The organism is Streptomyces sp. NPDC031210, from assembly GCF_055570395.1.
The window spans coordinates 273,020-293,912 of record NZ_JBVIHH010000001.1 but is presented as its reverse complement, the minus strand read 5'-3'; the positions used below and the strand labels follow the sequence as shown (position 1 = coordinate 293,912).

Here is a 20,893-nt window from a genome sequence, read left to right as displayed (position 1 = left end):
GGGCTGCCACCCGTGGCGCTCTACACCTACGGCGGAACGCCCGCCGACGTCCTGACAACTGCGGCCGGCGACGTCGTCCCCGACTATCCCTTGCTCGTGCGCGTCGCCGGCACGGGGCAGCTCGTGACCGCGCTATACGAAGTCGACGGAACGACGCCGATCGGCGAGCTACGCACCAACGCGGCCGGCTCGCCGCAGCCCGGCGCTATCCGTCCCTTCAAGTGCGATGTACCGGCGATCGAATTCGAGTACAACGACGCCGCGGGCGAGCCGATTCGTTGGTACGAGGCCGGCCGCGAGGTCGCACAGGAAGCGCTCGCCGCGTCGCTCGACTCGCTCTCGAAGGCCGACGGCGGCACGGTCGAGGGGCCGCTCACCGCGGCCGCCGGGCTCGACGTAGTCGGCGGGCTGGACGTCACCGGCGGCGCAAACGTCGACGAGCTCGACATCGAGGGGAACATGACCGTCGGCGGGCTCTTCGCCCCGGCGTCGCTGTCCCTCGCCGGGATGCGCATCTACAACCCGCGCGTGCTCGGCGCTCTCGGCGACGAGGCGCACGACGACGCCCCGGCCGTACAGGCGGCGCTCGACGCCGCGTACACCGCCGGCGGCGGCTGGGTCATCGTCCCCTCGGGCACGTACCGGCTCGCCACACTGCCGTTGCGCATCCGGCGCAACACCCGCTTGACCCTCATGCCGGGCGCGACATTCGTACGCGCCGTAACGGGGACGATGCTGCTCAACGGCGACGCCGACCAGACGTACGGCGGGTACACCGGGCACGGGCACATCACGATCGAGGGCGGCGTGTGGGACATGCGCGGCACGGTCGTGACCCCCTCGAACATGTGCATCAGCATCGGGCACGCCCGGAGCGTGACGATCCGCGACGTCGAGGTGCGCGACCTTCCCGGCTATCACGGCATCGAGCTCAACTCGACGAAGAACGCAGTCGTCGACGGCTGCCGGTTCCTGGGCTACGTCGACCCCGGCGGCCGCGACTTCAGCGAGGCAGTGCAGATCGACCTCGCGAAGAGCAGCGGGGCGTTCGGCGGATTCGGCCCGTACGACAACACCGTGTGCGAGGACATCGAGATACGGAACTGCTACGTCGGCGCATCCGGCACCGCGGGTACGACAGCTTGGCCGCGCGGCATCGGCTCGCACTCGGCGACCGTCGACACCGCTCACCGACGCATCCGGATCGTGGGCAACACCTTCGAGGGGTGCCTGCAATACGGCGTCGTCGCCTACGCCTACGACGACAGCGTGATCGCCGAGAACACGATGCGGAACTGCGGCGCCGGCATCCGGGCCCGCACGATCATCAGCGCCGACGCGGCCGACTCGACGAACCTCGCCGGCGTCCAGACGAACGCTTCACAGGTGATGCGGAACCTCGTCGTCGCCGACAACGTGATTCGAGGCTGCACCGGGTACGACGACGCCGTGCTGCTGTACGGCGAGACGACCGGCCGCATCGTGGGCGCCTCGATCACGGGCAACACGATCGAGGGCGCGGCGACCAACGAGAACGGCGTACGGGTCTACTACGCCGAGCAGTTCACCGTCGGGAACAACGTGATCCGTGACGTGAGCGGCACGGGTATCAGTCAAGAGCAAGTGATCGGCGGCGTCGTGTCCGGCAACCGGGTCAACGCCCCGGGCGCATCCGGCATCACCTGCGACACCGGCACCGGCATGACGATCGCGACGAACTCGGTCCGAGACGCCGGCACGAACGGGATTCATCTGCTCGGCGGGTCCGACGTGCAAGTGCTCGGCAATGTCATCAAGGGCGCGAGCCGGGCAGCGGCCGGTAACTACGGCATCCGAGTGTCGAGCTCGCTCGCCGGGCTGCTGCTCGTCGGCAACCGCGTCCGCAAGTACGGGTCGGGCAACGAAGCGGCATGGGGCGTCAGCATCACCTCGACGTGCTCGGGCGTCCGGCGGTACGGCAACGACCTCGCCGACTCGGGCACCTCGGGCGCGCTCGACGACCCGACGACCGGCCCGGTCACTTCCCCTTACGACAGCGTCACCGCACTGTCGGGGCGGCCGACCCTCGCCACCGCGGCGAGCTCGACCGCCGAGACCGTCGTCGCGAGCTGGACGGTCCCGGGCGGCGACGCTGCGCCCGGCAACGGCTACCGGTTCACCGCGCACGGCGTCGCCTCGACGACCGGCACACCGACGCTGACGATCCGGGTCCGGCTCGGCGGTACGTCCGGCGCCGTCATCGCGGCGTTCACCGCGGTAACGACGAGCCCGGCGATCTCTAACCGTGGGTGGCGCGTCGACGGCTCTCTGCACAACGTCACCGCGGGTGGCTCGGCGACGTGGGCGGGCGGCGCTTCGCTCTCGCATCACCTCGCGAGCACGGCCGGGGCGGTGCAGCACGAGCTCACCGACGCCGCGGTGACGAAGGACAGCACGGCTGATCAGACCCTCGTCGTCACCGCTCAGTGGTCGGCGTCCAGTGCCAGCAACACCGCGGCCGCGACCGCCGGACAGATGCAACGCGTCGCGGCGTAACCCCCGCGTACATCGCTCGCCCCGTGCCGTTCGGCCGGGGCGTTTCTCATGCTCGAAGGAGGGCTCACCCATGGGCCAGGAAGAGCGGCCGGTCGAGGGCCGGCCGGACCAGGAAGAGCAGGCACGGCTCATCAGGCGTACGGGTAACGGCCCGACCGTCGAGAACGAGGCCGAGCTGCTGCGCGAGCGGTTCGGACCGCCGGACATGGCGGGCGTGTTCCGCACCTCGGACGCCGGCGCCGACGACGTCGAGCCGGCTGCCGACGAGGCGCCCGCCGCGGGCCCCGAAGGGGACGACGCGGCATGAGCCTCGAAGGGATGATTTCGCAGGCCGAGAAGTGGCTCGGCACCGGCGAGCCGAACGCGATACAGACGTGGTACCGGCAGCGCAACGGCAGCGCGTTCGCCGGCAACTTCGCATGGTGCGATGCCATGATCACCCGCTGCGCGGTCGACGCAGGCGAACGCGCAGCGGTGTGCTTCGGCACCGACTACGCATACACCCCGTGGCACGCGCAGCGCTTCAAGGACGCCGGACAGTGGCACGTCGATGTGAAGGGCATCCGGCGCGGCGACATCGTGTTCTTCGACTGGAACGGGTCGGACTCGATCGGCGCGATCGATCACATCGGGATCGTCACCGGCGTCTCGGGCGCGAACGTCTTCACGATCGAGGGCAACACGGCGAACGTCTGCGCGCGGCGTGTGCGCACTGCGGCGACGATCGTCGGGTACGGCCGGCCGAAGTACAAGGCGGCGAGCAGCCCGTCGACGTCCGACGCGACGTACACCGTCAAGGCGGGCGACACGCTGTCGGAGATCGCCGCGGCGCACAAGACGACCGCGAAAGCGCTCGCCGAGCTCAACGGGATCAAGGACCCGAACAAGATCAAGCCGGGGCAGAAACTCAAACTGCCCGCGGGCGCCTCGACGAGGAAGGTCGTCAGCCTCTCGAAGCTCGTGAAGGCGTCGAAGGACGACCCGCCGAAGTCGGGCACGCCCGTCTCGTACGCCGGCGTGGAGATCGTCGAGGACGCCCTCGTAAGCGAGGGGCTGCTCGCCGCCGGCTACGCCGACGGGCATTTCGGCACGGCTACCCGCAGCGCGTACTCACTGCTGCAACTCCGGTACGGCTACACCGGCACGGCGCCCGGCGGCGCGGCCGACGGCACCCCCGGCAAGAACTCACTCACCCGACTCGGAACGGCGCACGGGTTCACCGTCGTCGCCTGACACCACGTAGGGAGAACCTCCCATGCTCGGAAGCAACCTGAAGTACGACGCCGTCGAGCGGGCACTGTGGACCGGCGCCGAGGGCGCCCTCGGCATCCTCGTGACCTCCCTCGCCGACGTGTCCGTGTGGTGGGCGGCACCCGTCGCCCTCGTGCTGGCATCCGGGAAGGCATGGGTCGCCGGCCGACTCGGTCGGCTCGGCACCGGCTCAACGCTGCCGGCGAGCAAGGACCCGGCGACTCCCCCGCGGACCGTGGGGCTCGGGCCCAACACCGGCGCCGCCGATGGACCGTTCGCCCAGTAAGGGGGGCTCTCTGCTCACCCTGCACCACCGGAGGCACACGCGTGGACGCTGCGACGCTCGGCGCCGTCGGGACCATCGTCGTCGGGCTCGCAGCGGCCGCGGCCGCCATCGTCGGGCAGCGAGGCGCGAACTCTGCCTCGCAATCCGGCGCCGTGCTCGGCGGGTACTCGACGCTCGTCGACAACCTGCAAGAAGAGCGCGACAAGGCGCAGTCAAAGCTCGCGGAGAACGAGCTGCTGCTGGCGGCCGCGTACGCCGAGCTCGCCGGCGAGCGGGCCGATAAGGCAGCGCTACAGACACAGATCACGACACTCACGGCCGAGAACGCCCGGCTGCGAGATCGCATCGTCGAGCTAGGGGGACAACCGACGTGACACGCGCTCAGGCTGCCCTCGCGCAACGGTGGCGGACGTTCGCCGTTGCTGCCGTGCTGCTCGTGCTGTCCGGGGCGATCGTCCTCGTCTGGCTGCGGATAGACGACGCCGACCAACGCGCGGGGCAGCTCGCCACGGAAGCGAACCGCCGCGGCGACGCGGTGACGACCCTCGCGGGCGACGTGCGTGTGCTGCGGGCGCAGATCAAAGCGAAGGGCGGCACACCGGCCGCGCCGGACCCCGCGGCCGCGGTCAATGATCTGCCGGGGCGCGCAAAGGTTCCGGTACCGATACCCGGACCGGCCGGCCCCCGGGGCGCCCGCGGCGAGAACGGCGAGCCGGGCGCGACGCCGTCCGCGGTCCCCGGACCGAGCGGCTCGAAGGGCGACCGCGGCGACCAGGGCGAGCCGGGCGCCACCGTGACCGGGCCCCCGGGCCCGGCCGGTCCGCCCGGGGCGGACGGGGCGGACGGTACGAACGGCACGGACGGACGCGACGGCGTCGACGGCAGGGACGGGCAGACATGCCCCGACGGGTACTCGCTCCAACCCCCACCGGACGACCCCGACGCCCTCGTGTGCCGAAGGACCGGCGCGCCGGCGCCCGACGACCCATCACCGACACCGAGCCCGAGCGCCCTCGGGCTGCCCGCGGAACGACCCGCTCATGATAACTGCGCCCTCGTCTGGCCTCACGGCCGGGCGAGGGCGCTTTCGTCGTTTCTGAATTGATGATCTGTCCGGGCTGCCCACTACGCCTATCGAGCAGCACGTCGACCCCCTACCGTGGTCGCGCGCGGCGCCGGTTAGGTTCCGGGCTCCACGACTCCCCGCCCTGTTAGCGGCAGTACCAGGGGCGGGGCGTTTCGCTGCCCGGAAACGGGACCGACCCCCGTCGAGTACGAGTCGACGAGGGTCGTTGAGTGCTCCCCGAAGGGGCTGCATCACCAGTATGACCGATACAGCCGACAACGGGCAGTCGTACTCTGGGGATTGAGTGCTCTCACCCATCAAGGGGATTCCATGATCAACCCAACAGGCATGACCACAGGGGAGCGGATCAGGTACTACCGGGGCCGCGCCCGCAACGGTGTCGGGCTGTCGCAGGCGGCGCTCGCCGGGCTCGTCGGCCGGTCCGAGGATTGGCTCTCGAAGGTCGAGCGGAACGTCATCACGATCGACTCACTTTCCATGCTCACCCGGCTCGCGCGTGAGCTCGGGCTCGACAACGTCGGCGAGCTCTGCGGGCCGGCGGTCGACTTGAGTCTCGTCGGCGGCACCGAGCACCCATCGGTGCCAAATATCCGGCGGGCGCTGAACACCCCACCGTCGCAGCAGGGTCTCGGGCTGCCGGGCGACGCTCTCACTGGCACGCAGCTCGCTGAGCGTGTCGTCGAGGCATGGGGCATCTACGAGACGAAGACCGAGCGGTACGCGCCCGTCGGCGACATGCTGCCCGGGTTGCTCGCCGAGGCGTATGCCACGCTGCGGCAGGTGAACGGCGAGGACGAGCTCGAAGCGACCCGCGCGCTCGTGTCGCTGCTCCATCTGCATCAGGTGTTCTTGCGGCGCGTCGGCGAGCGCAAGCTCTCTTTGCGCGCAGCGGACCGCGCGATGCAGATCGCGGACGAAACGGGCGACCCGGCGCTGATGGCCGCGGCCGCGTGGAACGTGTGCGGCATCCTTCTCAGCTCGGGCGAGGTCGCCGACTCGTTCGACCTGGCCCGCAGCACGATCGCGCACTGCCGGCCGGGCGAGGACGCGAGCCCCGAGCACCTCTCGGCGTACGGGGCGCTGCACCTCTCCGCGGTGATCGCTGCCGTGCGTGACAGTAAGGCGCCTACCGCGTGGGATCTGCTGCGCGGAGCGGAAGCCGTAGCCGAGCGAGTCGGCGTCGATCGGAACGACTTTCACACCTCGTTCGGGCCGACGAACGTCGCCATGCACGGCGTACATCTCGCGGCCGAGGAGGGCGACATTCACGAGGCGCTACGCCTCGCCGACGACGTCACCGTGCCCGAGCCCGGCGGCGTGCTGCCACTGGAACGAACGACCCGGTATCAGGTCGAGGTCATGCACGCGCACCGGCTGAACGGTGACGACTTCGGAACCCTGTACTTCCTTCAGAAGATCATGAAGGCGTCACCCGAAGAGATCAGGTACTTCCCGCTCGTCACGGAAGCAGTTCAGGCGCTCTTGAAGCGGGCGCGGCCGCAGTTGCGTACCGAGGTGCACCGCATCGCTGAACACGTGGGCGTACTCGCCTAGTTGACACCCGGAACCAGAGGCGACCCGGAAGAATCTTCCGGGTCGCTTCGTCGTTTGCGTTCTACGGTCCGTGACATGACGATGACTCAGCGAGTGCGACGAGGGGTGAGTCGGACGACCGCCAATCCCGCACAGGGCGTACGGATCGAGCGTCACGGAGCCTTACGGCTGACCTCCGCTGGTCGGGTGGCGATACCGCTCTCGGTTGGTAAGGACGGAATCCGCATCGGCGAAGGTGACCTCGTCTTGACCTACGACAGCGCGGCCGAGCTGCACACCGAACTCGGGCGACTGCTCGCCGAGTCGATCCCCCCGACTACTCCGGACGAGCGGAGCCAGACGTGACCATGAACGAGGGGCTGCCACGTCGCGCCCCGAGAAGCACGCAGGATCACATTCGGCGAGCGAACCTCGCCGACGCCGCCGGCGGGTTCGATGGGTTCGTGCCGCTGGAATGGATCAAGGACAGCGGCGCGAGCGTTAGCGATGCCTTGATGAAGTGGGACGCGGGCGAGCTCGCCGAGATCCCCGTCGGCCGCGTGTGGGACGTCGTACGGATGCCCCGGCGGGTCGGGTGGCGGACGGTTGCGGAACTCCGCAACGCCGGCGCAACCCTCGGGCCCGTGCTCCACAACGGGACGCACGTCGAGGTGCTCGTGCCGGCCGGCTCGGCTGCCGATTGGGACTGGCGCGGCGCGACCGTTGCCGGTGTGGGCGAGACGATCTCGGTACCGCATCCGTCGATCGTCGCCCCGCACACGCAGCACGCCCGCTCGTGGATCGTTCCGCCGAAGGGTCTCGTCTTCACGAACGTGGCCGAGCTGTTCGGCGCCTATGCCGCAGTGGTCGCAAGCTTGGGAATGGACGCGGCCCGGTGAGCGCCGACCGGCCCGTGTGCGCGGTGTGCGGTACCTCGAAGGGCTTGAAGAGGCAGATTCACTCGGGGATGTCCGGGCCGGGTTGGGTGCGCTTCGTCTGTGAGCTCGACGCGTTGCTGCCGGTGGACCCGGACGCTATCCCCGAGGGCGTTACCCGGGTGCTCATGCGGAAAGCGGGGCGCGGCTGATGACCACGCTCGCACTGCCCGCACCGACACCCGGTCTGATCGCGACGCTCAACGCGCGCACGTGGCTCGACCACACCATCGACGGGCGGGTGTTCTCGCCCGTGCTGATCACCTACCCGGCACCGCAGTTCGAGGTCGCCGTCCCGGTCGACGTCGAGCGGCAGATGAGCATCGTCGCCGCCTCGCTCGGTGTCCGTCCGTGCGGCCGCGATCTGCCGGACGTCGGCGAGCGGGTCACTGTTCACTACGGCGGTGTCACCCTCGTGCACTTCGACGGTTCGCCGTACGCGCTGCGCCTGCCGAAGCATCCCCGATGGACGCAGGTCGTCGCCGGGCTCGGGCAGGTGCTACTCGCCGTCGGGCTTGACGAGCTGTCGCCCGTAGCTTCCCGGTCCGAGGTCGACGAGTACATAGAGGCAGCCGGCTCGAACGGCCGGATGCTCTTCGGTCTCGCCGGCGTCACCGCATCACCTCGCGGTGTCCGCAGGGCGATCGCCGCCCGCGGCTGAGCACACCCCGGAGTCTCCCCCAAGACCCCCGCACCCCCGCTGAGATCGGCCGCCGTCGGACCACCCATTCCGGCGGCCGGCCACTGAGTCCCTGAAAGGGGAAGGCATGGAAGCCTTCGAACGTGCCCGTCTCGACTCCTATTTCGCCCGCATAGCTGCGCAGTTCGTACCGCCCGAGCCGCCCGCCGGGTTCCTGATCACGCACCTACTGCCCGAGCGTCCCTCGTTCGTGCGGGCGGTCGCGAGTCAAACCGATCTACGCGCCGTACTGCCCAAGCCGAAGTCCATCGACATGACGGCAAGGCGCGAGGTCGAGAAGTTCACACAGTGCGACACGCTGTCGCGAGGACTGTTCGAGGACCCCGAGGCGACCGTCGACTACGTCGAGGCGCGGGCGGCCGGCGAGTCGGTCGTACTGCTCGACGTCGGCGGGTACTTCGCGCCGACCCTCGACACACTGTGCGAGCGGTTCTCGGGCCGGATTCTGGGAGTCGTCGAGGACACCGAGAACGGACACAAGCGCTACGCCGAAAACGAGAAGCTGCCATGCCCGGTCGTCTCCGTCGCCCGGTCGCCGCTCAAGGACCCGGAAGACTTCCTCGTCGGGCAGTCTGTCGTGTTCTCCGCCGAGGCGCTGATGCGCGGCCGCGGCGACATCATGCACGGCCGGCCGGCGCTCGTGATCGGGTTCGGCAAGCTCGGCAGCTCGATCGCGCGGCTACTGCACGCGAAGGGCGTCCAGGTCACCGTGTACGACATCGACCCCGTGCGGCAGGCACAGGCGCTCTCACAGGGGTTCACGGTGGCTCGCGACCGCGACGCCGCGCTGCGCGGCGCCGGTTTGGTTCTCTGCGCGACCGGCGCCGTATCCCTGCGGGGCGAGGACTTCTCGAACCTCCGCAACGGGGCGTACGTCGCGACGGTCACCTCGTCCGAGGACGAGCTCGACCTCGCCGGGCTGCCCGACGTCTACACCAGAACGCCCAACGGGGATCACGTAACCCGGTACCAGACGACCGGGCACTACTTCTATCTGCTCAACGGCGGCAACGCCGTCAACTTCCTGCACGGGGCGTCAGTCGGCCCATTCATCTTCCTCGTGCAGGCCGAGATCCTCGCCGGCGTCCGGATGCTGGCCCGAGGTGACCTCGGGTCCGGTATGCACGACGTCGACGCCAAGGACCGGGCCGCTATCGCGGCGACCTGGCTGAGCTACTTCAACCGGTAAGGGAGACACATGCCGATCACGGCAACGCACGTACTCGACACCCTCGACGCCTACCTGAGTCGCTACCCGGAGGACAAGGAGACGCTCGCCGTCATCCCCGAAGTGCTCGGCGAGTCCGGCGACGAGATCGCCTCGCGACACGAATTCCGCGGGCACGTCACCGCCGGCGCGATCCTGCTGCGCCCCGACGGTCGCGTGCTCACCATCGAGCACAAGGCGCTCAGGAAGTGGCTGTTTCCGGGCGGGCACGTCGAGCCGGAGGACTTGACGCTGCTCGACGCGGCACGGCGGGAACTCGCGGAAGAGACCGGCATCGACCCCTCGCAGGTCGAGCCGGACGACGAGGTACCGCTGCACATCGACGCTCACCCAATCCCGGCGAACCCCGACAAGGACGAGCCGGCGCATCAGCACTTCGACTTTCGGTTCTTGTTCCGCACGACCGCCGAACTCGTCGAGCTGCAAGAGGAAGAGGTCACCGCGTACTCGTGGCAGTTCGCCGACATGCTGACCGCCGAGCCGACGCGCGGCCGCGTGTTGGCCTCGATCCGGCCGTCTGACTGACGGTCCCCGAGACAGGGTCGCCCGGCGCTTGATCACCCCCGGATCGCGCCGGGCGGCCCGTTCACCGGCCGCTGCGGTCGTGCCTCCCCCGCGGGGCCGCAGTGAGCCGCCAGGGCCCCGGTCGTCCGCTCCCCGTGGCGGATGGCCGGGGCCCCTCCCGTGTCTCCGACCGTCCTCACGCCACTGCGGTCGAACTCCCCTCGACAAGGTCGCCCGGCGATTGGGCACCCCGGGCCACGCGGGCACAGACAACACTATCGTTCATTCGTTCGAATAAGTCTCGGCATAAGCCGTTGAGTGATGCGCCATGCATCTGGTTCGCTTGACGTGAGTTAATCGCCAGTAACTCCGCCCGCCATCCGCAAAATCGGGGAGGCGGGCGGTCCACTGTCGCCGATCCGTTGCGCCACAATGGAGAGGTGACGGCAGCGCCCCGGCTCCTCGTCTCCGCAAGACATGGGCCGGGGCGCTGGTCTATTCCCGCAGGTCACCGCGTACATGTTTTTCCATGGTGATCGTCCGATCACTATCCGGTCATCGGCGGCTGAGGGAAGCCGACCGACGCCCCGAGCCCGGCCGCCTTCTCCGCCACCCGGGCCAGGCCCGCGTGGACGGCTTCGTAGCGCACCGGGGCGCCCTCGCCGCTCATGACGAACGGGCGGCCGCGAAAACCCGTCGGGGTCTTCGCGGCCGCCCGTTCGTCTCAGGCGTCCCGCCGTCCGGCTACTTCGTCAGTTCGCGTTCCTCGGCGATCCGGCGCACCCGGCCGCGGACGGCGAACCAGCCGCCGACCAGGGCGAGGGCGAGGATCGGGATCAGCATCACGGTCTGCCGGCCGACACCGTCGTCGAACCACATCAGCACGATGACGCCGAGCAGGAAGGCGATGGTCGCGATGTCGGTGACCGGCGTGCCCGGGAGGCGGAAGCGCGGGCGCTTGACCAGGCCCTCCTTCGAGCGCCGCACGAACACCATGTGGCAGATCATGATCGTGCACCAGGTGCTGATGATGCCCAGCGCCGCGATGTTCAGCACGATCTCGAACGCCTCGTCGGGCAGCAGGAAGTTGAGCCCGACACCCAGCACACACACCGACGAGGTGAGCATGATGCCGCCGTACGGCACCTGGTTGCGGTTCATCAGCCCGGCGAACCTGGGCGCCGAACCGGCCATCGCCATGGAGCGCAGGATGCGGCCGGTGGAGTAGAGGCCGGAGTTCAGGCTGGACATCGCCGCCGTCAGGACGACGAGGTTCATCACATCGCCCGCCGCCGGCACGCCGACGTTGGACAGGACCGTCACGAAGGGGCTTTCGCCGCCGACGTACTTGTTCCACGGCAGCAGCAGCGTCAGCAGCAGCACCGAGCCGACGTAGAAGACGCCCACCCGCCACATGATGGAGTTGACGGCCTTGGGCACGACCTTCTCCGGCTCGCTGGTCTCACCGGCGGTCACGCCGACCAGTTCGACGGCGGAGTAGGCGAAGACCACGCCTTGGAGCACGATGACCACGGGCAGCAGACCGGTCGGGAAGAACCCTCCGTTGTCGGTCAGCAGGTTCAGTCCTGGTGTGTGCCCGCCGACCGGGTGCTGGGTGGCGAGCAGGAAGATCCCGATGAACATGAAGACGATCAGCGCGACGACCTTGATGATCGCGAACCAGAACTCCAGCTCGCCGAAGATCTTCACGGAGATCAGGTTCACCGTCAGCACGACCGCCAGCGCGATCAGGGCCATCACCCACTGCGGGATGTCGGTGAACAGGCTCCAGTAGTGCGTGTAGAGCGCGATCGCGGTGATGTCGGCGATACCGGTGGTCGACCAGTTCACCACGTACATCCAGCCCGCGACGTACGCGCCCTTCTCGCCCAGGAACTCACGGGCGTACGAGACGAAGGAGCCGGACGACGGGCGGTGGAGCACCAGCTCGCCGAGGGCGCGGACCACGAAGAACGCGAACAGGCCGCAGACCGCGTAGGCGACGGCGAGTGCGGGACCGGCGGAGTGCAGTCGGCCACCGGCGCCCAGGAACAGGCCGGTGCCGATCGCGCCGCCGATGGCGATCATGTTGACGTGCCGGCCCTTGAGGCCCTTGCTGTAGCCGGCGTCGCCGGCGTCCTGCTGTGTACCGCTCCCCCCGTCCGGGCGCCTGTGGGCTTCCTCCGTGACGGTTTCTGTGCTCACTGCTGGTTCTCTCGCTTTCGGGCAGGCGGTTGAGCCGAGCCGGTTTTCGCGGATCGCGCGAAGTCGGCCGACGGCACACCTTCCCCGAAGAGTGCCCGCCCGTCTGTGCGCAAGATCACATAGCGAACGAGACGCCTGCGCTTTGCGGGTCTTTGCCTGGATTTTTCCGGCGTGGGAGCGGGAAAATAAGCAGCGGCTCACCGGATTCCGGGCGCTCTTTCCCGTCGCGGCACCGGAATTTCTTGGCCTGTTCCCTTCGGTGGGGTCCGGCCGTCACCCTCACCCGGTCGCGGGTGGCCCCGGCGGGGCGGACGGCCGTACGGCGGGTCCGCGCGGGCGGGAAGGTTTCACACCAGTGGTGAGACAGCAATACTGTTGAACATGATGGAGTCCGCCACCGACCTGACGGTCGACGAACTGGCCGCCCGCGCCGGCGTCACCGTCCGCACCATCCGCTTCTACAGCACCCGCGGACTGCTGCCGCCGCCCGAGATCGGCCCCCGCCGGGTCGGGCGTTACGGCCCCGACCATCTCTCCCGGCTGGCGCTCATCGAAGAACTCCAGCACCAGGGCATGACGCTCTCGGCGATCGAGCGCTACCTGCGCCAGCTCCCGCCCGACCTCAGCGCCCAGGACCTGGCCATCCACCGGGCGCTGGTGGCGACCTGGGTCCCGGACAAGGCGGAGGACACCACCCGCGAGCAGTTGGAGCGGCGGGTGGGCCGGGCGCTGACCGAGGAGGACCTGGACCGGCTGGCGGCCATGAGCGTGCTCGTCCGCACCGATGACCCGCGGGTCTTCCAGGTCGACCCCGGTCTGCTGCATCTGGGGACGCGGCTGCTCGATGTGCCGATCGCGCTGGAGACGATCCTCGCGGCGCGCACCGTCGTCATCGAACACACCCGCTCGGCGGCGCGTGAGCTGAGCCGGCTCTTCAAGGACGAGGTGTGGGAGCCGCAGCGCGGGGCGGGACCGGCCGAGGAGGAGATGGCCAGGCTGAAGTCGCTCTCCGCGCATATGCAGCCGATGGTGGTCCAGGCGCTGGTCACCGCCTTCCAGCGGTCGATGAAACAGGAGCTGCGGGAGTGGTTCGCCACCGGCGAGGAGTGAGGGGGCGGGCCGTCCCGGCCCGCCCCCCTTACCCGGTCAGTCGCTGAATTTCTCGCCCTTCTCCGCCTTCTCGACCAGCAGCGCGGGCGGCGCGAACCGGTCGCCGTACGCCTCCCGCAGCTCGCGGGCGCGGGCCACGAAGCCGGGCAGGCCGCCTTCGTAGCCGTTGATGTACTGGAGGACGCCCCCGGTCCAGCCGGGGAAGCCGATGCCGAAGATCGAGCCGATGTTGGCGTCGGCGACGGAGGTGAGCACGCCCTCCTCGAAGCAGCGGACCGTGTCCAGCGCCTCGGAGAAGAGCATCCGCTCCTGCATGTCGACGAACGGAATGGCGGCGTCCGGCTTGGTGAAGTGCTCCCGCAGCCCCGGCCACAGCCCGGCCCGCTTGCCGTCCTCGCCGTATTCGTAGAAGCCCGCGCCGCCGCTGCGGCCTGTGCGGCCGAACTCGTCCACCATCCGGTCGATGACGGCATCGGCCGGGTGCGGCTGCCAGTCGCCGCCGGCCTCCTCCATCGCGCGCCGGGCCTCCAGGCGGATCTTGCGCGGGAGGGTGAGGGTCAGCTCGTCCATCAACGACAGGACCTTCGCCGGGTAGCCGGCCTGGGCGGCGGCCTGCTCGACGGAGGCCGGTTCGATGCCCTCACCGATCATCGCGACGCCTTCGTTGATGAAGTGGCCGATGACGCGGGAGGTGAAGAAGCCGCGCGAGTCGTTGACGACGATCGGCGTCTTGCGGATCTGCCGGACCAGGTCGAAGGCGCGGGCCAGCGCCTCGTCGCCGGTCTTCCCGCCCTTGATGATCTCCACCAGCGGCATCTTGTCGACGGGCGAGAAGAAGTGCAGCCCGATGAAGTCGCGGTCCCGCTCGACGCCTTCGGCCAGCAGCGTGATGGGCAGCGTGGAGGTGTTGGAGCACAGCAGCGCGTCGGGGTCGACGATGTGCTCGATCTCCTGGAACACCTTGCGCTTGAGGGAGACGTCCTCGAAGACGGCCTCGATGACGGCGTCGCAGCCCGCCAGGTCCTGCGGGTCGGCGGTGGGCGTGATGCGCGCCAGCAGTGCGTCGCGCTTGTCCTCGGTCGTGCGGCCCCGGGCCAGCGCCTTGGCGAGGATGCCCTCCGAATACGCCTTGCCCTTCTGCGCCGCCTCCGGTGTGACGTCCTTGAGGACGACCTCGATGCCGGCCTTGGCGCAGGAGTAGGCGATGCCCGCGCCCATCATGCCCGCGCCGAGGACGGCGACCTTGCGCACCGTGCGCGACTCGATGCCCTGGGGGCGGTTGGCGCCGGAGTTGACGGCCTGCAGATCGAAGAAGAACGCCTGGATCATGTTCTTCGAGATCTGGCCGGTCACCAGCTCGACGAAGTACCGGGCCTCGATGGTCTGGGCGGTCTCGAAGTCGACCTGCGAGCCCTCGACGGCCGCGGCGAGGATGTTGCGCGGCGCCGGATAGGGCGCACCGCCCACCTGCTTCTTGAGGCTGGCGGGGAACGCCGGGAGGTTGGCCGCGAACTTCGGCTGGGCGGGGGTGCCGCCGGGGATGCGGTAGCCCTTGACGTCCCAGGGCTGCTGGGACTCGGGGTGCTCGTCGATGAAGGCGCGCGCCTTGGCGAGCAGTTCCTCGGGGGTGGCCGCCACATCGTGGATCAGGCCGGCCTCCTTGGCGCGGGTGGCGTTGTACTGGGTGCCCTGGAGGAGGACCTTCAGCAGCGCGTCGGCGATACCGAGCAGGCGGACGGTGCGGGTGACGCCACCGCCGGCGGGCAGCAGGCCGAGGGTGACCTCGGGCAGGCCGATCTTGGTGCCGGGGGTGTCGAGGGCCACGCGGTGGTGGCAGGCCAGCGCGATCTCGTAACCGCCGCCCAGCGCCGCGCCGTTGATGGCGGCGACGACGGGCTTGCCAAGGGTTTCGATGCGGCGCAGGTCGCGCTTGATGCCGTTGCCCGCCTCGAACGCCTGCTGGGCCTGGGCGGGGGTGACGGCGATGAGGTCGCGTAGGTCGCCGCCGGCGAAGAAGGTCTTCTTGGCGGAGGTGAAGACGACGCCGCGGACGCTGTCCCGCTCGGCCTCCAGGCGGTCGGCGACCGCGGTGAGGGACGCCTTGAAGGCGCCGTTCATGGTGTTGGCGGACTGGTCGGGGTCGTCCAGTACGAGGGTGACGACGCCGGTCTCGTCCTGTTCCCAGCGAATGGTGGTGGGCTCGCTCACTGTGGCTTCTCCGTAAGAGGTGGGGCGGGCGGTCAGAGACGCTCGATGACGGTGGCGATGCCCATGCCGCCGCCGACGCAGAGGGTGGCCAAGCCGTAGCGCTTGTCCTGCCGCTCCAGCTCGTCGATGAGGGTGCCGAGGATCATCGCGCCGGTGGCGCCGAGCGGGTGGCCCATGGCGATGGCACCACCATTGACGTTGATCTTGTCGAGGGAGAGCCCCATGTCCCGGGCGAAGCGCAGCACGACCGCCGCGAACGCCTCGTTGATCTCCACCAGATCGATGTCGTCGATGGTCAGGCCGGCCTTGGCGAGAGCCTTGCGGGCGGCCGGGGCGGGACCGGTGAGCATGATGGTCGGGTCGGACCCGCAGACGGCTGCCGCGACGATCCGGGCGCGCGGCGCGAGACCGTAGCGCTTGCCGGTCTCGGCGTTGCCGATCGCGACGAGGGCGGAACCGTCCACGATGCCGGAGGAGTTGCCCGCGTGGTGGACGTGGTCGATCTTCTCGACCCAGTGGTACTTCTGCAGGGCGACGGCGTCGAAGCCGCCGGCCTCGCCGATCACCGCGAAGGACGGCTTGAGACCGGCCAGCGATTCGGCGGTGGTGCCGGGCCGGATGTGCTCGTCGCGGTCGAGGACGACCAGGCCGTTGCGGTCGCGCACCGGGACCACCGAGCGCTCGAAGCGGTTGTCCTTCCAGGCTTCGACGGCCCGCTCCTGGGAGAGCGCGGCGAAGGAGTCGACGTCGTGCCGGGAGAAGCCCTCGATGGTGGCGATGAGGTCGGCGCCGACGCCCTGCGGGACGAAGTTGGTCTCGAAGTTGGTCATCGGGTCCATCGCCCAGGCACCCCCGTCGGAGGCCATCGGGACGCGCGACATGGACTCGACGCCGCCGGCCAGCACCAGGTCCTCCCAGCCTGAGCGGACCTTGGCGGCGGCCAGGTTGACCGCTTCGAGGCCCGAGGCGCAAAAGCGGTTCTCCTGGACGCCGGCGACCGTGTCCGGCAGACCGGCGGCGATCGCGGCGACCTTGGCGATGTCGGAGCCCTGGTCGCCGACCGGGCTGACCACGCCGAGCACGATGTCGTCGATGGCGGCCGGGTCGAGTCCGGGGAAGCGCCGGCGGAGTTCGTGGATGAGGCCGACGACGAGGTCGACGGGCTTGGTGCCGTGCAGTGCGCCATTGGCCTTGCCGCGGCCGCGAGGGGTGCGGATCGCGTCGTATACGTACGCTTCGGTACTCAAGTCAAGCAGCCTTTCGCATGAGGGTGAGGCTTTCGCGGCGGGTGGTCCCGGCCGGTGCGGGGTCAGCCGAGGAGCGAGCGGCCGATGATCTCCTTCATGATCTCGGTCGTCCCTCCGTAGATCGTCTGGATGCGGCCGTCGGTGAAGGCTTTGGCGACGCGGTACTCGCTCATGTAGCCGTACCCGCCGTGCAGTTGCAGGCAGCGGTCGGCGACGCGCTTTTGCAGCTCGGTGGCCCACCACTTGGCCATCGAAGCGTGCACCGCGTCCAGTTCGCCCGCGCTGTGGTCGGCGATGCAGCGGTCGAGGAAGGCACGGGTGACGGCGCATTCGGTGGCCATCTCGGCTATCTCGAAGCGGACGTGCTGGAGCTTGGCCAGCGGCCGGCCGAACGCCTCGCGTTCCTTGACGTACCGGCTGGTGATCTCCAGGAGATGTTCGGCGGCGGCGATACCGGCGACCGCGATGCCCATCCGCTCCTGTGCGAGGTGGGTCATGAGGTGGACGAACGCGCCGTTCAGCTCGCCGAGGAGGTTCTCCTTGGGCACGCGTACGTCCTGGAAGAACAGCTCGGCGGTGTCCTGGGACTTCTGCCCGATCTTGTCGAGGTTGCGGCCGCGCTCGAAGCCGGCCATGCCCCGCTCGACGACCAGCAGGCTCAGGCCGTGGGCCCCGCCCTCCGGGGTGGTCCTGGCCACGACGATGACGAGGTCGGCGAGGATGCCGTTGGAGATGAAGGTCTTGGAGCCGTTGAGCAGCCAGTGGTCGCCGCGGTCCTCCGCCGTCGTGCGGATTCCCTGAAGGTCGGACCCCGCGCCCGGTTCCGTCATCGCGATGGCGGTGATGATCTCGCCGTCGCAGAAGCCGGGCAGCCAGCGGCGCTTTTGCTCCTCGGTGCCGAGCGTGGTGAGGTACGGGCCGATGATGTCGTTGTGCAGGCCGACGGCGAGCCCGGCGGCGCCGGCCCGGGTGAACTCCTCGGCCAGCACGGCGCTGTAGCGGAAGTCGTCCTGCCCGCCGCCGCCGTACTCCTCGGGCACGGCCAGGCCCAGCAGCCCCTGGCGGCCGGCCGCCCGCCAGGCGTCCCGGCTGACGATGCCGTCCTTCTCCCACTGCTCGTAGTGCGGGGTCACCTCCTTGGCCAGGAAGGTGCGCACCGTCTCGCGGAAGGCTTCGTGGTCGTCGGTGAAGAGCTGGCGCTTCATGGGTGGGGCCCTCCTCAGAGCCAGTTCTTGACGGTCTCGATCAGTGGGGCGGGCTCCGGTCCGACGGGCTGGACGTTCAGCATCGTCACGCCCGCCTCCCGGTAGGCCGCGAGGCGTTCGCGTACGTAGCCCGCGGGCCCGCACAGGGAGGTCAGCTCGCACAGTTCGTCCGGCACGGCCGCTTCGGCCTCCCGCTTCTTCCCGGCGAGGTACAGCTCCTGGATCGTGTGCGCGGCCTGTTCGTAGCCATAGGCCACGGCCAGGTCGTGGTAGAAGTTCTTGCCCTTGGCGCCCATTCCGCCGATGTACAGGGCGAGGGTGGGGCGGGCGAGGTCCCGGGCCGCCGCCGCGTCCTCGCCGATGGCCAGCAGGCCGCCGGCCACCGTCCGCAGGGGGCCGAGCGCGGGGTCGCGCCGCGCGCCTCCCTCGGCCAGCGCGGGGCCCCACACCCGCGCCGCCTTCTCCGGGACGAAGAGGGCGGGCAGCCAGCCGTCGGCGACCTCGGCGGTCATGTGGACGTTGGCGGGCCCGAGCGCGGCGACGTAGACGGGGATCGCGGGCCGCACCGGCCGGGTGAGGATCTTCAGCGGCTTACCGAGCCGGCCGCCCTTCTCGGGCGGCAGCGGCATGTCGGTGATGCCGTGGTGGTCGATGACCTCGCGGCGCCAGATGCGCCGGCACAGCTCGATCGTCTCGCGGGTGCGGCCCAGCGGCTTGTCGTACGGCTTGCCGTGCCAGCCCTCGATCACCTGGGGGCCGGACGCGCCCAGGCCCAGCAGTGCCCGGCCGCCGGAGACCGCGTCGAGCCCCGCGGCGGTCTGGGCGATCAGGGCGGGGGTGCGGGAGTAGACGTTGAGGATCGCCGAGCCGATCTTGGCGTGTTCGGTGCGGGCGGCGAGGAAGCCCATGATCGTGGGCGAGTCGAAGCCGTAGGCCTCGGCGACCCAGATGGCGTCCAGGCCGGCTCTCTCCAGGGCCGCGACCTCTTCGGCGGCGCGGCGCGGATCGCCGGCGTACTGGAGCGTGGTGGCGAGTTCCATCAGGCGCCCGCTTCCTTCCGGTCGGCGCGGTCGGCGTCGGCCTCCGACGGCGGCTCCGCCGTGTCGGCGGGCCGTGGGGCGCCGGTCAGGCTAGGGGCGTGCCAGTCGCGGGCGACCTCTTCGGTGTCCGCGCCGGGCCGGGCGGGGGGTCGGCGCACCGTGCCGGGCGTACGGGAGAAGCGGGGCGCGGGCGCGGGCTGGGTGAGGCCGGCGTGGTCGACGAAGGTGGCGCGGGCGGCGAGATGGGGGTGCTCCGGGGCCTCGCGCAGCGAGAGGACGGGTGCCACGCAGGCGTCGGAGCCCTGGAAGACCGCGGTCCACTCCTCGCGGGTACGGCTTTTGAAGCGGGCGGCGATGGCGGTGCGCAACTCGGCCCAGGCGGCGAGGTCGTCGCGGCCGGGGACGTCGTCCTCGATGCCCAGCAGCCGGATGAATTCGGCGTAGAACCGCTTCTCCAGGGCGCCTACCGCCATATGGCCGCCGTCGGCGGTCTCGTAGGTGCCGTAGAAGGGTGCCCCGCCGTCCAGGAGGTTGGCGCCGCGCCGGTCCTGCCAGCCGCCGGCCGCCAGCATGCCGTGGATCATCGTCGTCAGATGAGCCGTGCCGTCGACGATGGCGGCGTCCACGACCTGGCCTTTCCCGCCGTCGGTCCGGGCGTGGCGGAGCGCGGCGAGGACGCCGATGACGAGGTAGAGGGAGCCGCCGGCGTAGTCGCCGAGGAGGTTGGCGGGGACGGTGGGCGGTCCGTCGGGCGGGCCGATCATGCCGAGCGCGCCCGTGAGGGCGATGTAGCCGATGTCGTGCCCGGCGGTGTCGGCGAGCGGGCCGTGCTGGCCCCAGCCGGTCATCCGGCCGTAGACCAACCGGGGGTTGCGCGCCAGGCACGCGTCCGGACCGACACCGAGGCGCTCGGCGACCCCGGGGCGGTAACCCTCGATCAGCACATCGGCCCGCTCGGCCAGTTCGAGGACCTGGGCCACGCCTTGGGGACTCTTGAGGTCGACCAGGACGGAGCGTTTGTTGCGGTTGGTGAGGTCGCGGGCGGGATCGATGCCCAGCCCCGCTCCCCCGGGCCGGTCGACCCGGACGACGTCGGCGCCGAGGTCGGCGAGCAGCATGGCGGCGAACGGCCCGGGGCCGATCCCGGCGAGCTCGACCACACGCAGTCCATCGAGCGGGCCGTTCCCTGCCTGCGTCATCGCGCCCGCCCCTTCGCCGACTGTGACACTTCTGATGTAACACTCGTGATGTTAAGAACGTGTTCCACTTTCCACAAGCCCCCTGGCCGAGCCGGCGCCACCGAAAATGCCCGTGCCCGCGATGTCCTCCGCCATCGCCGACACGGGCCCTTCGCGCACCTGCGCCGCTATCCCCCGTCGAGTTCGGCGATGAACTTCTTCGGGGCTATGACGCGGTAGGACTCCTCGACCCAGTCGCACAGCAGGTCGGCCGGCGGCGCGCCCTTCTCCGCCAGCGGCACCCGCACCCATCCGGACTTGCCCAGGCCGTAACCGGCCGGTTCGGCGCCGGGCGAGGACAGCGCGTGGGCATGCGCCTCCGGGTCCCTGAGCTTCATCGTGATCCCCGGCGAAGAGCCGCCGTCCTCCACGCCCAGGAAGACGAACACCTTCTTGTTGACCTTGACGACGCTCTCGCCCCAGGGAAACTCCTCCACCGCCCCGGGCAGGCCGAGCGCGAACGTCCGCACCCGTTCCCACACCGCCGGCGGGTTGGCTGCCTTCGCCATGCGTCCCTCCACGTCCGTTCCCCCGTGCGGCACCGCACCCGGCGCCCCGGCCGCGCGGGCTTCCCCGCGCAC

At 70.1% G+C, this 20,893-nt stretch carries 20 protein-coding genes; 12 read left to right on the top strand and 8 right to left on the bottom strand.

The annotated features are described in order from the left end of the window. Positions 1 to 12 precede the first annotated feature (12 nt). The 11 genes from ACZ45Z_RS01380 (at position 13) to ACZ45Z_RS01330 (ending at position 10,080) form a co-directional block, all read left to right on the top strand. Positions 13 to 2,535, top strand: a complete 2,523-nt coding sequence (locus ACZ45Z_RS01380; RefSeq protein WP_468354242.1) for a right-handed parallel beta-helix repeat-containing protein — start codon at positions 13 to 15, stop codon at positions 2,533 to 2,535. 70 nt (positions 2,536 to 2,605) lie between these two features. Next, the gene (locus ACZ45Z_RS01375; RefSeq protein WP_468354240.1) at positions 2,606 to 2,842 is read left to right on the top strand and encodes a hypothetical protein; all 237 of its coding nucleotides are present in this window, start codon (positions 2,606 to 2,608) and stop codon (positions 2,840 to 2,842) included. Next, positions 2,839 to 3,768, top strand: a complete 930-nt coding sequence (locus ACZ45Z_RS01370; protein ID WP_468354238.1) for a LysM peptidoglycan-binding domain-containing protein — start codon at positions 2,839 to 2,841, stop codon at positions 3,766 to 3,768. The genes ACZ45Z_RS01375 and ACZ45Z_RS01370 overlap by 4 nt, the downstream gene beginning before the upstream one ends. 22 nt (positions 3,769 to 3,790) lie before the next feature. Beyond that, positions 3,791 to 4,072, top strand: a complete 282-nt coding sequence (locus ACZ45Z_RS01365) for a hypothetical protein (RefSeq protein WP_468354236.1) — start codon at positions 3,791 to 3,793, stop codon at positions 4,070 to 4,072. A gap of 41 nt (positions 4,073 to 4,113) precedes the next feature. Further along, entirely contained in the window at positions 4,114 to 4,446 is a 333-nt protein-coding gene (locus ACZ45Z_RS01360) for a hypothetical protein (RefSeq protein WP_468354234.1), read from the top strand. Continuing rightward, positions 4,443 to 5,177, top strand: a complete 735-nt coding sequence (locus ACZ45Z_RS01355) for a collagen-like domain-containing protein (protein WP_468354232.1) — start codon at positions 4,443 to 4,445, stop codon at positions 5,175 to 5,177. Before ACZ45Z_RS01360 ends, ACZ45Z_RS01355 begins: the two co-directional genes overlap by 4 nt. A gap of 291 nt (positions 5,178 to 5,468) precedes the next feature. Continuing rightward, positions 5,469 to 6,713 carry a helix-turn-helix domain-containing protein gene (locus ACZ45Z_RS01350; RefSeq protein ID WP_468354230.1) on the top strand — a complete coding sequence of 415 codons (1,245 nt, stop codon included), beginning with the start codon at positions 5,469 to 5,471 and terminating at the stop codon, positions 6,711 to 6,713. 347 nt (positions 6,714 to 7,060) lie between these two features. Beyond that, on the top strand, positions 7,061 to 7,591 hold the full coding sequence (locus ACZ45Z_RS01345; protein WP_468355518.1) for a hypothetical protein: 531 nt from the start codon (positions 7,061 to 7,063) through the stop codon (positions 7,589 to 7,591). Positions 7,592 to 7,778: 187 nt separating this feature from the next. Continuing rightward, on the top strand, positions 7,779 to 8,288 hold the full coding sequence (locus ACZ45Z_RS01340; protein WP_468354228.1) for a hypothetical protein: 510 nt from the start codon (positions 7,779 to 7,781) through the stop codon (positions 8,286 to 8,288). Positions 8,289 to 8,394: 106 nt separating this feature from the next. Continuing rightward, the gene (locus tag ACZ45Z_RS01335; RefSeq protein ID WP_468354226.1) at positions 8,395 to 9,516 is read left to right on the top strand and encodes an adenosylhomocysteinase; all 1,122 of its coding nucleotides are present in this window, start codon (positions 8,395 to 8,397) and stop codon (positions 9,514 to 9,516) included. Between the two features lie 9 nt (positions 9,517 to 9,525). Further along, a complete protein-coding gene (locus ACZ45Z_RS01330) occupies positions 9,526 to 10,080 on the top strand; it encodes an NUDIX hydrolase (protein ID WP_468354224.1) in 555 nt (184 codons plus the stop codon). Between the two features lie 526 nt (positions 10,081 to 10,606). On the opposite strand, the gene ACZ45Z_RS01325 is transcribed toward ACZ45Z_RS01330, so the two are convergent. Both ACZ45Z_RS01325 and ACZ45Z_RS01320 read right to left on the bottom strand, forming a co-directional pair. Further along, the gene (locus ACZ45Z_RS01325; RefSeq protein ID WP_468354222.1) at positions 10,607 to 10,729 is read right to left on the bottom strand and encodes a hypothetical protein; all 123 of its coding nucleotides are present in this window, start codon (positions 10,727 to 10,729) and stop codon (positions 10,607 to 10,609) included. 74 nt (positions 10,730 to 10,803) lie between these two features. Then, positions 10,804 to 12,264 carry an amino acid permease gene (locus ACZ45Z_RS01320; RefSeq protein ID WP_468354220.1) on the bottom strand — a complete coding sequence of 487 codons (1,461 nt, stop codon included), beginning with the start codon at positions 12,262 to 12,264 and terminating at the stop codon, positions 10,804 to 10,806. Positions 12,265 to 12,645: 381 nt separating this feature from the next. On the opposite strand from ACZ45Z_RS01320, the gene ACZ45Z_RS01315 reads away from it, so the two are divergent. Then, the gene (locus ACZ45Z_RS01315) at positions 12,646 to 13,374 is read left to right on the top strand and encodes a MerR family transcriptional regulator (protein WP_468354218.1); all 729 of its coding nucleotides are present in this window, start codon (positions 12,646 to 12,648) and stop codon (positions 13,372 to 13,374) included. A 36-nt stretch (positions 13,375 to 13,410) separates the two neighbouring features. Here the strand turns inward: ACZ45Z_RS01315 and ACZ45Z_RS01310 are convergent, their stop codons facing one another. The 6 genes from ACZ45Z_RS01310 to ACZ45Z_RS01285 all read right to left on the bottom strand — a co-directional run bounded on the left by ACZ45Z_RS01310 (position 13,411) and on the right by ACZ45Z_RS01285 (position 20,821). Continuing rightward, on the bottom strand, positions 13,411 to 15,582 hold the full coding sequence (locus ACZ45Z_RS01310) for a 3-hydroxyacyl-CoA dehydrogenase NAD-binding domain-containing protein (RefSeq protein ID WP_468354216.1): 2,172 nt from the start codon (positions 15,580 to 15,582) through the stop codon (positions 13,411 to 13,413). 32 nt (positions 15,583 to 15,614) lie between these two features. Next, the gene (locus tag ACZ45Z_RS01305; protein ID WP_468354214.1) at positions 15,615 to 16,829 is read right to left on the bottom strand and encodes an acetyl-CoA C-acetyltransferase; all 1,215 of its coding nucleotides are present in this window, start codon (positions 16,827 to 16,829) and stop codon (positions 15,615 to 15,617) included. 62 nt (positions 16,830 to 16,891) lie between these two features. Then, positions 16,892 to 18,034, bottom strand: a complete 1,143-nt coding sequence (locus ACZ45Z_RS01300; protein ID WP_468354212.1) for an acyl-CoA dehydrogenase family protein — start codon at positions 18,032 to 18,034, stop codon at positions 16,892 to 16,894. Positions 18,035 to 18,048: 14 nt separating this feature from the next. Beyond that, positions 18,049 to 19,074, bottom strand: coding sequence for an LLM class F420-dependent oxidoreductase (locus ACZ45Z_RS01295; protein WP_468354210.1), 1,026 nt, complete (start codon positions 19,072 to 19,074; stop codon positions 18,049 to 18,051). Further along, a complete protein-coding gene (locus tag ACZ45Z_RS01290) occupies positions 19,074 to 20,273 on the bottom strand; it encodes a CaiB/BaiF CoA transferase family protein (protein ID WP_468354208.1) in 1,200 nt (399 codons plus the stop codon). The genes ACZ45Z_RS01295 and ACZ45Z_RS01290 overlap by 1 nt, the downstream gene beginning before the upstream one ends. A 167-nt stretch (positions 20,274 to 20,440) precedes the next feature. Beyond that, the gene (locus ACZ45Z_RS01285) at positions 20,441 to 20,821 is read right to left on the bottom strand and encodes an MmcQ/YjbR family DNA-binding protein (RefSeq protein WP_468354206.1); all 381 of its coding nucleotides are present in this window, start codon (positions 20,819 to 20,821) and stop codon (positions 20,441 to 20,443) included. Positions 20,822 to 20,893: the final 72 nt, after the last annotated feature.

Coding starts and splice junctions, on each gene's coding strand:
- ACZ45Z_RS01340 (WP_468354228.1), top strand. CDS start 7,779: ATGACCACGCTCGCACTGCCCGCACCGACACCCGGTCTGATCGCGACG.
- ACZ45Z_RS01315 (WP_468354218.1), top strand. CDS start 12,646: ATGATGGAGTCCGCCACCGACCTGACGGTCGACGAACTGGCCGCCCGC.
- ACZ45Z_RS01335 (WP_468354226.1), top strand. CDS start 8,395: ATGGAAGCCTTCGAACGTGCCCGTCTCGACTCCTATTTCGCCCGCATA.
- ACZ45Z_RS01295 (WP_468354210.1), bottom strand. CDS start 19,074: ATGGAACTCGCCACCACGCTCCAGTACGCCGGCGATCCGCGCCGCGCC.
- ACZ45Z_RS01290 (WP_468354208.1), bottom strand. CDS start 20,273: ATGACGCAGGCAGGGAACGGCCCGCTCGATGGACTGCGTGTGGTCGAG.
- ACZ45Z_RS01370 (WP_468354238.1), top strand. CDS start 2,839: ATGAGCCTCGAAGGGATGATTTCGCAGGCCGAGAAGTGGCTCGGCACC.
- ACZ45Z_RS01330 (WP_468354224.1), top strand. CDS start 9,526: ATGCCGATCACGGCAACGCACGTACTCGACACCCTCGACGCCTACCTG.
- ACZ45Z_RS01365 (WP_468354236.1), top strand. CDS start 3,791: ATGCTCGGAAGCAACCTGAAGTACGACGCCGTCGAGCGGGCACTGTGG.
- ACZ45Z_RS01375 (WP_468354240.1), top strand. CDS start 2,606: ATGGGCCAGGAAGAGCGGCCGGTCGAGGGCCGGCCGGACCAGGAAGAG.
- ACZ45Z_RS01345 (WP_468355518.1), top strand. CDS start 7,061: ATGAACGAGGGGCTGCCACGTCGCGCCCCGAGAAGCACGCAGGATCAC.
- ACZ45Z_RS01350 (WP_468354230.1), top strand. CDS start 5,469: ATGATCAACCCAACAGGCATGACCACAGGGGAGCGGATCAGGTACTAC.
- ACZ45Z_RS01325 (WP_468354222.1), bottom strand. CDS start 10,729: ATGAGCGGCGAGGGCGCCCCGGTGCGCTACGAAGCCGTCCACGCGGGC.
- ACZ45Z_RS01285 (WP_468354206.1), bottom strand. CDS start 20,821: ATGGCGAAGGCAGCCAACCCGCCGGCGGTGTGGGAACGGGTGCGGACG.
- ACZ45Z_RS01300 (WP_468354212.1), bottom strand. CDS start 18,034: ATGAAGCGCCAGCTCTTCACCGACGACCACGAAGCCTTCCGCGAGACG.